The sequence below is a fragment of the Pseudomonas sp. PDM04 genome (assembly GCF_014851765.1).
Lineage (GTDB): Bacteria > Pseudomonadota > Gammaproteobacteria > Pseudomonadales > Pseudomonadaceae > Aquipseudomonas.
Genome location: NZ_JACVAI010000001.1, coordinates 165163 through 177836 on the forward strand (window position 1 = coordinate 165163; position 12674 = coordinate 177836).

The 12674-nt window shown below is 62.2% G+C and carries 12 protein-coding genes and 1 pseudogene; 10 read left to right on the forward strand and 3 right to left on the reverse strand.

From position 1 onward, the window contains the following. Window positions 1-37 precede the first annotated feature (37 nt). The 3 genes from IB249_RS00785 (at window position 38) to IB249_RS00795 (ending at window position 3410) form a co-directional block, all read left to right on the forward strand. Complete coding sequence (locus IB249_RS00785; protein ID WP_192301639.1) at window positions 38-1249, forward strand: YbfB/YjiJ family MFS transporter; 1212 nt, start codon at window positions 38-40, stop codon at window positions 1247-1249. A 57-nt stretch (window positions 1250-1306) separates the two neighbouring features. Beyond that, window positions 1307-2305: an NAD(P)H-quinone oxidoreductase gene (locus tag IB249_RS00790; RefSeq protein WP_192301640.1), complete on the forward strand. Its 999-nt coding sequence runs from the start codon at window positions 1307-1309 to the stop codon at window positions 2303-2305. 142 nt (window positions 2306-2447) lie between these two features. Next, window positions 2448-3410 (forward strand): alpha/beta hydrolase, encoded by a 963-nt coding sequence (locus IB249_RS00795; RefSeq protein ID WP_192301641.1) that lies wholly within the window; start codon window positions 2448-2450, stop codon window positions 3408-3410. On the opposite strand, the gene IB249_RS00800 is transcribed toward IB249_RS00795, so the two are convergent. From IB249_RS00800 to IB249_RS00810, 3 genes and pseudogenes are all read right to left on the reverse strand, one after another. Next, window positions 3407-5221: an ABC transporter ATP-binding protein gene (locus tag IB249_RS00800; RefSeq protein WP_192301642.1), complete on the reverse strand. Its 1815-nt coding sequence runs from the start codon at window positions 5219-5221 to the stop codon at window positions 3407-3409. The two genes, IB249_RS00795 and IB249_RS00800, sit on opposite strands and share 4 nt — an antisense overlap. 102 nt (window positions 5222-5323) lie before the next feature. Then, window positions 5324-5977: pseudogene (locus tag IB249_RS00805) on the reverse strand (DUF6338 family protein). Window positions 5978-6154: 177 nt separating this feature from the next. Next, on the reverse strand, window positions 6155-7159 hold the full coding sequence (locus IB249_RS00810; RefSeq protein WP_192301643.1) for an AraC family transcriptional regulator: 1005 nt from the start codon (window positions 7157-7159) through the stop codon (window positions 6155-6157). Between the two features lie 166 nt (window positions 7160-7325). Here IB249_RS00810 and IB249_RS00815 point away from each other — a divergent pair, with 166 nt between their 5' ends. From IB249_RS00815 to IB249_RS00845, 7 genes are all read left to right on the forward strand, one after another. After that, window positions 7326-8177 carry a 3-hydroxybutyryl-CoA dehydrogenase gene (locus tag IB249_RS00815; RefSeq protein WP_192301644.1) on the forward strand — a complete coding sequence of 284 codons (852 nt, stop codon included), beginning with the start codon at window positions 7326-7328 and terminating at the stop codon, window positions 8175-8177. Continuing rightward, entirely contained in the window at window positions 8164-8766 is a 603-nt protein-coding gene (locus IB249_RS00820) for a TetR/AcrR family transcriptional regulator (protein WP_192301645.1), read from the forward strand. The genes IB249_RS00815 and IB249_RS00820 overlap by 14 nt, the downstream gene beginning before the upstream one ends. Window positions 8767-8930: 164 nt before the next feature. Then, complete coding sequence (locus tag IB249_RS00825) at window positions 8931-9344, forward strand: VOC family protein (protein ID WP_192301646.1); 414 nt, start codon at window positions 8931-8933, stop codon at window positions 9342-9344. A 190-nt stretch (window positions 9345-9534) separates the two neighbouring features. Continuing rightward, window positions 9535-9951, forward strand: coding sequence for a hypothetical protein (locus IB249_RS00830; protein ID WP_192301647.1), 417 nt, complete (start codon window positions 9535-9537; stop codon window positions 9949-9951). A gap of 286 nt (window positions 9952-10237) precedes the next feature. Beyond that, a complete protein-coding gene (locus IB249_RS00835) occupies window positions 10238-10444 on the forward strand; it encodes a hypothetical protein (RefSeq protein WP_192301648.1) in 207 nt (68 codons plus the stop codon). A 177-nt stretch (window positions 10445-10621) separates the two neighbouring features. Next, window positions 10622-11431, forward strand: coding sequence for a response regulator transcription factor (locus IB249_RS00840; RefSeq protein ID WP_192301649.1), 810 nt, complete (start codon window positions 10622-10624; stop codon window positions 11429-11431). Window positions 11432-11535: 104 nt separating this feature from the next. Then, window positions 11536-12651: an ABC transporter ATP-binding protein gene (locus IB249_RS00845; protein WP_192301650.1), complete on the forward strand. Its 1116-nt coding sequence runs from the start codon at window positions 11536-11538 to the stop codon at window positions 12649-12651. Window positions 12652-12674 lie beyond the last annotated feature (23 nt).

Genomic DNA, 12674 nt, shown 5'->3' on the forward strand with positions numbered 1-12674 from the left:
AGCTGGGCACCAGAGAAAAATCCACAGGACGGCTCCCATGCTCACTCCCACCGTTCCAACCCGCAACGCGGTCTGGCTGCCTATTTTCGCCGGCCTCTGTGCCAGCCTGGTCAGCATTGGCCTGGCCCGGTTCGCCTACACGCCGTTGATCCCCTCGCTGATTCAGGCGCAGTGGTTTTCCGCGAGCGACGTGGTCTACCTCGGCGCGGCCAATCTGGTCGGCTATCTGATCGGTGCCTTGATCGGTCATCCGCTGGCCCGTCGCACTTCCAACAAAACGGCGCTGCGGCTGATGATGCTGGCCGTCACGCTGGCGTTTTTCGCCTGTGGCTTTCCATTGTCGGTGAGCTGGTTCTTCGGCTGGCGCCTGTTGTCGGGCGTCGCCGGTGGCGCGATCATGGTGCTGGTCGCCGGCGCAATACTGCCGCAGGTGCCCGCTTCACGTCGTGGCCGGGCCAGCGGCGCGATCTTCCTGGGCATCGGCCTGGGTATTGCCGGGTCGGGAACGATCGTTCCGCCGTTGCTGAGCCTTGGCTTGCAGAACACCTGGCTCGGCCTCGGCCTGCTGTCACTGCTGCTGACAGCCGCCAGCTGGTTCGGCTGGCCATCTGCTCAGCACGCCGCAACGCTCGCGCCATCGGCCGACGCAGGCAAAACGCCCACCGACCCACAGGTCTATCTGTTGTTTGCCCAATACGCCTTCATGGCAGCCGGGCTGGTGCCGGCCATGGTGTTCCTGGTCGATTACGTCGCTCGCGGCCTGGGTGCCGGGCCGCACGTTGGCGCGTTGATCTGGGTGATGTACGGCCTCGGCGCGATTGTCGGGCCGGTGATCTACGGCTTTCTCGCGGACAAACTGGGAGCACGCCCGAGCATTCGCCTGGTGCTGGTGGTACAGGCCCTCGCGGTCGGTTTGCTGTCCATCTCCAGCTCATTCACCGCCCTGGCGCTGCTGGCGGTGATCATTGGCTCGTTCCCGCCCGGCATTGTGCCGCTGGCGCTGGCCCGGGTGCATGAACTGATTCCGCAGCATCACCAGCAACAAATCGCCTGGAGTCGCGCTACCGTGTCCTTTGCCACCTTCCAGGCGCTTGCCGGGTTTGCCTATTCAGCCTTGTTCAATGCCAGCGGCGGTCGCCACGAACGGCTGTTCGTCATTGCCGCCGCAGCGATCATCGTGGCATTGCTGCTGGAACAGGGCATGCGCCTGGTCACGCGTCGCGATCGGCCGCAGCCGGCGTTGAACTGAATCACTGAGGCCTTGACGTGGTCCCAGCCAATGACACCTTCCAGACAGGATGCTCCGATGAATCTGCCCTCCAGCATGACCCTGATAGAAATCACTGAACCCGGCGGCCCCGAGGTGTTAAAGCCGCGCCAGGTCCCGATACCCACCCCGGGTGAAGGCGAAGTGCTGATCCGCGTGCACGCCGCCGGGGTCAATCGTCCCGATGCCCTTCAGCGGGCCGGCCAGTATCCACTCAAGCCCGGCATGAACCCGATCCCCGGCCTGGAAGTGGCCGGTGAGGTGGTGGCGCTCGGCAAGGGGGTCAGTGAATTCATCGTCGGGGACAAGGTCTGTGCCCTGACCAACGGCGGTGGCTACGCCCAATACTGCGTCACCCCGGCCGGCCAGACGCTCCCCATCCCCGAGGGCATGGATTGGGTGCAGGCCGCGGCCGTTCCGGAAACCTTCTTCACGGTATGGGCCAACCTGTTCGACATGGGCGGCGCCAGCAAGGGCCAACGCGCGTTGATCCATGGCGGCACCAGCGGCATCGGCACCACCGCCCTGATGCTGTGCCGCGAGTTCGGCATCAAGGCTTTCGCCACGGCGGGCAGCGAAGAAAAATGCGCGGCTGTGCGCAAGCTTGGCGCCGAAGCGATCAACTACCGCGACCAGGATTTCGTCCGGGTCATCCAGGACAACACCGCCGGCAGGGGCGTCAATGTGATCCTCGACATCATGGGCGGTTCGTACCTGAATCAGAACATCGCCGCGCTGGGCATGGAAGGTCGCCTGGTGATGCTGGGTTTCCTGGGGGGTGGCCGCGCCAACGACGTCGACCTGCTGGGGATCATGAGCAAACGCGCAACCATCACCGGCTCGCTGATGCGCCCGCGTACCGACGCGGAGAAAGCCTCGATCGCCGAGCAACTGCGCGAATACGTCTGGCCGGTGCTCACGGCCGGGCGCTGCCTGCCGATGATCGACAAAGTCTATCCGCTGGCCGAGGCAGCACAGGCGCATGCGCGGATGGAGGCCGGGGATCATATCGGCAAGATTGTGTTGCAGGTGGCTTGACGATTGTCGCTGCAGGGACGCGGTCGTTGTGGGAGCTGAGGTGTGACGGGGGAAAGACAGTGAACAACCGTCGAAATTGTTCCCGCCACCCCCGCGCTTCTGTTAAAACCCGACTTTCAGTGTTCAACCGGTAGACCCGCCCATGCCCTCTCCCCTGCTCTCCACCTTGCGTCGCCGCTGGCTGGCGCTGCTGTGCATGACCTTGCTGGTGGTCGGCCTGCCGGTGAGTTGCGGGGTACTGGAGCGTACCGAGCGTCAGTTGCTGTTCCGCATCGAACCGGGCACCGCTGGCTGGTATCGCGGTTTGCCCAGGGACGTCCAGGAATTCGACATCCAATCCGACCGTTTCAAGGGCGGACAAAACCTGCATGCCTGGTGGTGGCCCGCCGCACGTCGGGATGCGCCGTCGATCCTGTACCTGCATGGGGTGCGCTGGAACCTGACCGGCCAGGCATTTCGCATCGAGCAATTGCGCGCCATGGGCTATTCGGTGCTGGCCATCGACTACCGTGGCTTTGGCCAGAGCAAGGGCGACCTGCCATCGGAGGCCAGCGTGTACGAAGATGCGCGTGCGGCCTGGGAACGCTTCCAGGCGCTGCAACCGGATGCGAACAAGCGCCTGATCTATGGCCATTCCCTGGGTGGCGCCGTGGCCATCGACCTGGCGGCCGACCTCGCCGCTCAGGCGAAAAAAGACCAGGTCGCCGTTCCGGTGCGAGGGCTGGTGATCGAATCGACCTTCACCTCACTGGGCGATGCCGTGGCGCAAGTGGCCGAAAGCAACCTGCCGGTAAAATGGCTGCCGGTGCGCTGGCTGCTGTCGCAGAAATTCGATTCCATCGACAAGATCGTCGACATCGACATGCCGCTGTTGGTGGTCCATGGCCTGGCCGACGCCTTCATGCCTTCGCGCTTCAGCGAACAATTGTTCAACGCCGCCAATGAACCGAAAAAGTTGCTGCTGGTGCCTGGCGGCACCCACAACAACAGCATGAGCCTGGGCGGCAGCCAGTACCGGCAGGCCATTGAAAACCTGATTAAGACCAGACCGGCACAGATGGCCGGACCGGCACTGACCCGCAATGCCCGGATGCCTGACAGCTAGCGATAACCTTGCGCCTGCAGATTGAACAACTGCGCATAACGCCCGCCCGCAGCCACCAGACTGTCGTGATCGCCACGTTCAAGAATGACGCCCTGGTCGAGCACGATGATGTGATCGGCGTTGCGCACGCTGGAAAACCGGTGGGAAATCAGCAGCGTCATGCGCTCCGTCGTGTGCTCGCTGAAATGCTCGAACACTGCCGCTTCCGCCGCCGGGTCGAGGGCTGACGTCGGCTCATCGAGAATCAGGATATCGGCGTCGCGACGCATGTAGGCGCGGGACAGAGCGATTTTCTGCCATTGCCCACCGGACAGTTCCTGCCCCCCGGCAAACCACCGCCCCAGTTGCGTGGCATACCCTCGGTCCAGTCGCTCGATGAACGGCGCGGCCATGCCTTCGGCGGCGGCCGCCTGCCAGCGCTGCTCATCGTTGAAAGCCAGGGTGTCGCCGACGCCGATGTTCTCGCCCACGGTGAACTGGTAACGGATGTAATCCTGGAAAATCACCCCGATGCGCCGGCGCAACGCCTCTTCCTCCCATGCCTGCAAATCGCTGCCATCCAGCAGGATACGGCCCTGATCAGGGCGATACAGGCGGGTCAGCAACTTGATCAGTGTGGTCTTGCCGGACCCGTTCTCCCCCACCAGCGCCACGCTGCGCCCCGGAACAAGGTGCAGGTCGATCCCCTCCAGCGCTGCCTGGCTTGCTCCCGGATAACGGAAACCAACCTGTTCAAAGCGCAAGCCATCACCCGGCAAGGCGCCCACGGTGAGATGCCCGGTGTCCGCCACAACCGGTTCCGCCAGGTATTCATAAAGGCTCGACAGGTACAAACCATCCTCGTAGAGGCCGCTGATGGCGCTCAAGCTGCTGCTCACCGCCGCCTGGCCCTGCTTGAACAGCACCAGGTACATGGTCATCTGGCCGAGGGTGATATTGCCGTGGACGGTGTCGACCACCACCCAGGCGTACGCCAGATAAAACGCCGCCGTGCCGAGCAGACCCAGGACAAAACCCCAGCCATCGCGGCGCAGGGTCAACCGCCGGTCTTCGGCGTAAAGACGCGTGAATGTCTCGCGGTAGCGCTTCAACAACAGCGGCGCAAAACCAAACAGCTTGACCTCCTTGATGTAGGCCTCATGGGAGAGCAGCGTCTCGATGTAATTCTGCTGTCGGCTCTCCGGGGCACGGCGGGTGAACAACCTGAAGGCGTCGCCGGAAAAGTGCGCTTCGGCGAAAAACACCGGCAGCGCGCCGACCACCAGCAACACCAGTGCCCACGGCGAAAAATGCACCAGCAACACACCGAAACTGATCAACACGATCAGGTTCTGGATCAGCCCCAGCGACTTCATCACCAACGCCAACGGACGGGTCGAGGCTTCGCGCCGCACGCGAACCAGCTTGTCGTAGAACTCGGAATTCTCGAACTGCACCAGCGACAACGTCTGCGCCTTCTGCAGGATCATCGTGTTGACCTTCTGCCCCAACTGCACCCGCAGTAGCGATTGCTGGACCGACAACGCCCGCTGGGTCCCGGACAGCAACGCGAGCACGCCCGCCTCGAACAGCACATAACGCACCACCGGCCACAGCGGCGCACTGCCCTGCTGCGCGTGCAACTGCATGGCAAAGACCACGGCATCGACAATGCGTTGGCCAAGCCAGGCCGCCAGCGCCGGAAGCACACCGGCGACCAGGGTGGCCAACACCAGACCAAGGAACAATCCGCGAGAGGTGCCCCAGACCAGCAGCAGCGCGCGTCTGGACTGGTCGAGCAACGTTGTGATTCGGTTGAGGGCAGCGGGCATCCCTAACTATCGCGCCGGAACGAACGATCAGCGTTTCTTTTTACAGCCGGTGGACCCAAGGGGGGCTTGGGTCGCCGGGACACACCCGGCCTGCCGCTGCTATCAACCGTTGATTTGTAACAAGGAGGCATTTCCTGAGGAGCCCTGCTCGTCATGCTGTTCACCATTCTGCTGTGAAAATTCAACCCATTGAACGTTCGAGACATCAATAACAATAGCCTCTGCGCCTATTTGAAACTCCTGCCCCTCGCCGTCGAGCCAACTGGGATCCTCAATCACAAACTGCCCCCTTGTCGGCTCGGCCGGCCATTCGATCGGCCAGCCATACAAGCGCCTGTTGTCCAGTAAATGCAGTACGACAAATCTTGGTCTGGTCGAGAAAGCACTGTACCACTGGCTGGGAAAGGAGGTCTGCCGGGTTATGTTCACTCTTCTGAGTGCGCGATGCAGCTTGTCACTGCTCGCGATGTAACAGGATAAAAAGCCTAGCAACACCGCAATCACTGCCGACAGCTATGCCTCTGATTTCCTGTCCCACACACCCACGGAAAAGAAACCCTCGCCAATCACGAGAAGCAACGCGCCCAGCCCAACCACCAGCGACTGAATCAAAAACGTAAATATCAACGCCTGGACAATCTGCCCGAAGGTGTCCGGCCGTTTGAACGCCGTCAGCGAATAGAAAATCCAGGCTGCCAGAAAACCCGGGATCAAATACTGAAGCAGCGGAATCACTTCCTTGACCAAGCCATCCATGCCGTTTTCATTCCATTGAAAAAATCGACTCGGAGCCAATAAATACAGCACCCCGAAGGCCTGTGTCACCCACGGACAAAGCAAGGTCGTCACAAGAAATGTCAGGACTACAGGCCGAAGTTTTTTCTTACAAAGGACGAAGATCAGCCGCACAAAAACTCAAACGGCGTCCGACGTTCACGCCTGAAATTTCGCCCGATATTTGCCTGGACTCTCGCCCGTCCATTTCTTGAACGCCCGATGAAACGCACTCGGTTCCTGGAAACCCAGTTGCTCGGCGATGTGACCGATGCTGGCCCGGCTCTCGCGCAACTGCTCGAACGCCACGGCGCGGCGGACCTCGTCCTTGATCTCCTGGTAAGAACAGCCTTCACGCTCCAGCCTGCGGCGAAAGGTGCTGGGGCTCAGGTGTTGTTCCAGAGCAAAGGCCTGCAGGGTCGGCCATTGGCTGTAATGGCTGTTGCGCAAGCGTTGGTGCACCTGCGACGCCAGGCCATGCTGGTTGCGGAAACGAATCACCAGCCATTGCGGAGCCGTGCGCAGGAACACTTTGAGCGACGCCAGATCCTGGACCACGGGCAAGCGCAGGTAGTGGCTGGCGAATTCGATTTCGGTGCGCTCGGTGCCGAAGGTCAGGTTGGGCCCCCAGAGCAGGCGGTCGTCGCTCAAGGACAGGCGCTCATGACGAAAATCCGCACGGTCGATGGGGATGCGCCGCCCGCCCAGCCAGCACATCAGGCTGATCATCAGCACCAGGAACGTTTCTTCGCCAAACCGTGCGATATCCGCTGGCGCACGGGTTTCCAGGCTGATGACCGCACGCTTGCCACGCACCGTCAGCGTGCCGCGGTAGTCGCTGAGGAACAGGGCGAAATTGCCCAGGCACTGGCGCATGGCTTTATGCAAGTCGGGTTCCTGGATCAGGGCGCGGCAGATCAACGCAAAGCTGCCCGCGGGCATGCCGTGGGAATCGAGCCGGAAGAACTCGTCGTTGAGCTCGCGGATCTGAATCAGCCACAGCGCCGCAAACGCACTGGCTGGCACCCGCGCCGCGGGTTGTTCGAGCAACGACGGGTCGATGCCGGCCTGATCCAGCGCCGCCGCGAGGCGTCGCGGATCGTTACCCAGCCCATGGATCATCGCCTGCACGAAGTAGGCGGCCACCGAGTCCTTTTCCCGCATCTGAACGCTTCGCTCCCCAATCAGCCGAATGGCAAAAAACACCAGCACCCTTGAACAGTTTCGGCATAGGCCAACCGTCGCACCGGTTCTAGACTCGCGGCAATCTTACGCCTTCCACCGTTGCGGCGGCGAAGGTATCGCAGGGTCTGATCGGAAGGACGGCAACATGAATCTGCAAAACATTGGCGTGATCGGCGCCGGCACCATGGGCAACGGCATCGCGCAGGTCTGCGCCCAGGCCGGCTTCAATGTGACCCTGATCGATATCGCCGACAGCGCCCTGCAAAAGGCCCTGGCGACCATCGGCAAGAACCTCGATCGCCAGGTGGCCAAGGAAACCCTGACGACCGCGCAGAAGCTTGCCACCCTCGACAACATCCGCACCAGCACCGATTACAGCAGTTTGCACAACGTGCAACTGGTGATCGAAGCCGCCACGGAAAACCTCGACCTGAAACTGCGCGTGTTGCAACAGATCGCCGCGCAGGTCAGTGCCGAGTGCGTGATCGCCTCCAACACCTCGTCGCTGTCCATCACCCAACTCGCCGCCAGCGTCAGCCAGCCACAACGGTTCATCGGCCTGCACTTCTTCAACCCGGTGCCGGTGATGGGCCTGATCGAAGTGATCCGCGGCCTGCAAACCAGCGACGCCACGCACGCCCTGGCCCTGGAGATGGCGACCACCCTGGGCAAAACCGCGATCACTGCCGGCAACCGTCCGGGGTTCGTGGTCAACCGGATCCTGGTGCCGATGATCAACGAAGCGATACTGGTGTTCCAGGAAGGCCTGGCCAGCGCTGACGACATCGACGCCGGCATGCGCCTGGGTTGCAACCAGCCCATCGGTCCACTGGCCCTCGCGGACCTGATCGGTCTGGACACGGTGCTGGCGATTCTCGAAGCCTTCTACGAGGGTTTCAACGACAGCAAATACCGTCCTGCGCCACTGCTCAAGGAAATGGTTGCCGCCGGCTACCTGGGGCGCAAGACGGGGCGTGGCTTCCATGCCTATGCCTGAGCGTTGCTCACGGTTCGCCGAGTACCGGGACAAAGTGCTGGAGCTGTTCGCCAGCAAGGGGTTCGGTCAGGTCGGCATGCGCGAACTGGCCACGTGCCTGGGACTGTCCCCGGGCTCGCTGTATCACCATTACCCGAGCAAACAGCATTTGTTGCTCGATCTGATCGAGGAATTCTACGAAGAGTTGTTGGCGGCCCTCGGGCGCATCGATCACAAGGCCGGTGCGAAACGCGACAAGCTGCACAACCTGATCCGCGCACACCTGAACCTGCATCACGAAATGCCCTGGCATTTTCGCCTGGTGGAGCGCGACAGCGGCTGCCTGAACGACGAGCAGCAGGCGCGGGTCCGGCAATTGCGCGAACAATACGAAGGCACCTTGCTGCAGATGCTTGGCAGCCGCTTGCGCCTCAGCGAACCGGCACGTCTGGCCACCGGGCACGCGATTGCCAACCTGCTCAACAGCGCCCCCTGCTGGCTGGCGCAGCACGCGCTGGACGAACAAGCGCGCGACGACCTGCTGGAAAACCTCATCGGCGGCGCCATCGAACGGCTGCTGCGGCCTGCACTACCGCGCGCGGCAGCCTGACATCTCAGGCGCAACGCCATAAGCCGTGCCGATTCAATAGACAAAACATCTAAAAGATTTTTGCATGTGGTCCCCTCTAACGCTTTGCTATTGGAGCCCATCCACCGCAGAGCCGGACGCGCACCGCGTCCTCCTTCTGCCGCCTTCCTTTTCGGGAGCCTGCCATGAAAATCAATCCCTACCTCATCTTCAACGGCGACTGCAAAGCCGCGTTCACCTTCTACGCCCAAGCCCTGCAAGGCCAGCTCGACATGATGATGACCTTCGGCGAGAGCCCGGCCCGCGAACACTTCCCGGCTGACCTGCACAACCTGATCATCCACACCCGCCTGTCGGTGGGCGACCAGGCGATCATGGGGTCGGACACCACCCCCGACCGCCCCACCGATGACATGGCCGGGTGCTCGGTATCACTGAACGTCGACAGCATTGCCGAGGCGGATCGCGTGTTCAATGCACTGGCCGAGGACGGCAGCGTGCAGATGCCCCTGGAAGCGACCTTCTGGGCGGCGCGCTTCGGCATGCTGGTGGACCGGTTTGGCGTGTCTTGGATGGTCAATTGCGAGAAGGATCGGTAAACGGTTCCCCTGCAGGAGCGAGCTTGCTCGCGATGAACCTGGGAACACTGAGGCGTGTCAGGTTTCCAGCGTCATCGCTGACGACCATTGTCGGAACGCAGGCCGGAGCGAGCGCTCCCGCAGCTTGGCGCACCCTCTGCTATCGTCAATGGGCTACCCGATCAACGCTGGATTTTTCGGAGTAACCCCCATGTTGCCCTGGTCTCCCCGGTTGAAACTGTCCCTGCTGGCAGCAGGGCTGGCCGCCTCCCTCCTCGTCCTCCACGGTTGCGCCACGGTCGATGCGCACACCACCGCCTACGTTGGCGTCGAACACCCGGCGCCAACCCTGGCCAGCGAGGTGCAAGTACTGCGCACCGAACCGTTGCGCCCGCACGTTCGTCTCGGTGAGGTGTTGATCGACGCCAGCACCGAACCAGCGCCACCGATCACCGAAGTCGAACAAAAACTGCGTGAGGAGTCCGCCAAGCTCGGCGGCGATGCAGTGGTGGTGGTCTACGACCATATTCAAACCACGGGCGCGTTTGTCCGCGGGGGATTGTGGAGTCGCGACGTTGAAACCATCCAGGGCCGCAAGCTCAAGGGGATTGTGATCAAGTACCGTTGAGGGCGCTGGATAACTTGGCAGACCTGCCCTGTGGAAGCGACGGAGCGAACAGCTTGCTCGGTCATGCAGAAGAATTGCCCTGCGCGAGGGTTTCCCGTGGAGCGTTCCAACTGCCGCTCACCACTCGTCGCCCAGGCCCCGACGCGCCCTTTCTTCCACCCCCGCTGGCTCACGGATTGCAAACGCTGGCGTAGTCGCCGCGCAGTGACGAAATCCTGACGCGCCGGCCATCATCTATACTCACCACCACCAGCGCCAGGCTGGATCAGTTTTTCGGAGATGCAACGTGTCAACTCTCAGTGAAATCGCAGCGAATCACGCGAAAATGGCGAAAAAAATGGCCGGAGAGTCGACTGAAATGTGTGAGCGCCAATCCATGGTGGTTGGTGGCTTCGAGGTCAATTCCGTCGATGAGCAAGTGCAGGTGCCCTTCCATTTGATCGTGGGAGCCCAGGACACTCCGATTGCGCTGACGGCGGGCTACGCGCTCTGATGGCGACGCCCCCAATGCCTCGAGGATGATACTGACGCTGTAGCTCTCGGTAACAAACAGCCCCCTAACGGTGCGTCTTTTTTACGACGCATCGTCGCTCGCCCCGCCCTGCAAGGCGCCAGCCGCCATGGCGTAGTTTGTGCATCGCAACGCATTCCCCTGCTGCCTGAAGCCGCCATGCGCCCTAAGGAACTCAAACTCTGGACCACCGGTGTCGCCCACTTGCTCGACCTGCAAGCGGGGCATGCACGCCTGGCGGGCTTGAGTCATTGGCTGCGCCAGGTGTGCCCGGTCGATCATTTCGTGCTGTTCGTCTACGAGGGCAACCACCGGCCCCTGGCGCTGTTCGATACCTTTGCCGCCGACAAGCGCGCGGTGTACGTCGATGACTACCAGTGCGGGCCGTATCTGCTCGATCCGTTCTACCTGGCCTGTACCCGCGGACAGGCGCCGGGCCTGTGGCGCCTGCGCCAGTTTGCGCCGGACCACTTCTACCTCGGCGAGTATTACCTGACCTATTACCAGCAAACCGGTCTGGCGGAAGAAGTGGCGTTTTTCGTCGAACTGGGGGGCGGCGCCATGGCGGTGCTGTCGTTGATGCGCTCGTCGGCCAGTTGCGCCTTCAGCCGCGACGAGATGCAGTTGATCGAGTGCGCACAAGGCGTGGTCGAACAGGTGGTCAACGAAGCCTGGCGCTTGCGTCAGGCCCAGCAACCGCGTTCGGCGCAGGACCTGGACTTCAAGATCCGCGAAGCCTTCGATCAGTTCGGCGCGCACATCCTGACCGGCCGCGAGCAGGAAATCGTCCAGCTGTTGCTGCGCGGTCACTCCAGCGCATCGGTGGCCGAGCAATTGAACATCAGCCCCGGCACGGTGAAGATTCATCGCAAGAACATCTACGCCAAGCTGGGCATCGGCAGCCAATCCGAATTGCTCGGTCTGTTCATCCGCGACCTGACCGGACAGGAGTTGGTCGTCGACGCCTGACGCCTGAAAACGACTCTATCCCCCAAGGGATATATACAGCGCAAAACCGCCGTTGCTAGTTTGGCCCCGTCGCACTGATTCATCACTGCAAGGGAGCCGGCCTCGTGAACGACAATTCGCCAAGTGATATCGAATTCTGCAATGTGGTCAAACGCTATGGCGAGGTGACCGCCGTCAGCGGCTTGAACTTCTCCGTGCGCCGTGGCGCATTTCACTCCTTCCTCGGCGGGTCGGGCTGCGGCAAGACCACCACCTTGCGCATGATCGCCGGCTTCGAACAACCCAGCAGCGGCGAAGTGCGCCTGGCGGGCCAATGCGTCGCCGGTGTGCCGGCCTACGAGCGTCCGGTGAACATGGTGTTCCAGCATTACGCGCTGTTCCCGCACCTGACGGTGGCGCAGAACATTGCCTACGGCCTGCGTTATCGCACCCCGCGCCCAGACCGCAAAGCCCAACTGCGCATGGCCGACGAGGCCCTGGAAATGGTGCGCCTGAGCGGTTTCGGCCAACGCAAGCCGAGCGAACTCTCCGGTGGCCAACAACAGCGTGTCGCCCTCGCCCGGGCGCTGGTGAACAAACCCACCGTGCTGTTGCTGGATGAACCGCTGGCCGCACTCGACCGCAAGCTGCGCAAGGAGATGCAATCGGAACTGCTGCGCCTGCAACGGGAAGTCGGCATCACCTTCGTGCTGGTCACCCACGATCAGGAAGAAGCCCTGTCGATGAGCGACAGCATCAGCGTGATGCACAGCGGCTCGATCATCCAGACCGCCACCCCGGAACAACTCTACGAAGCACCGGCCAGCCGCTACGTCGCCGACTTCATCGGCGAATCCAATCTGTTCAATGGCACGGTGCGTCACCTGCACGGCAACTGCGTGGTACTGCGCACCGAGCAGGGACTGGAACTGACCAGCCCGCTGACGCCCACCGGCCAGGCCCTGAGCGCCGACACCGCCGGCTGCATCGCCGTGCGCCCGGAACTGATCAGCATCGCCGGCGCCCACGCCGAGCTGGCCCGTGAAGTGAAACTGCAAGGCTGCGTGGAAGACCGGATCTACCTCGGCAATACCACCGAATACCGCGTACGCACCCAGGCTTTCGGCGTGGTCTGCGTACGGGTGCCGCGCCAGCAGGATCAGGGCGCCAATGCATTCGAACACGGCGCGGCAGTGAGCGTCGGCTGGGATCACGCCAACGGCCTGGCCATGGCGTTGTAATTCAACGATTCATCAACCGGATG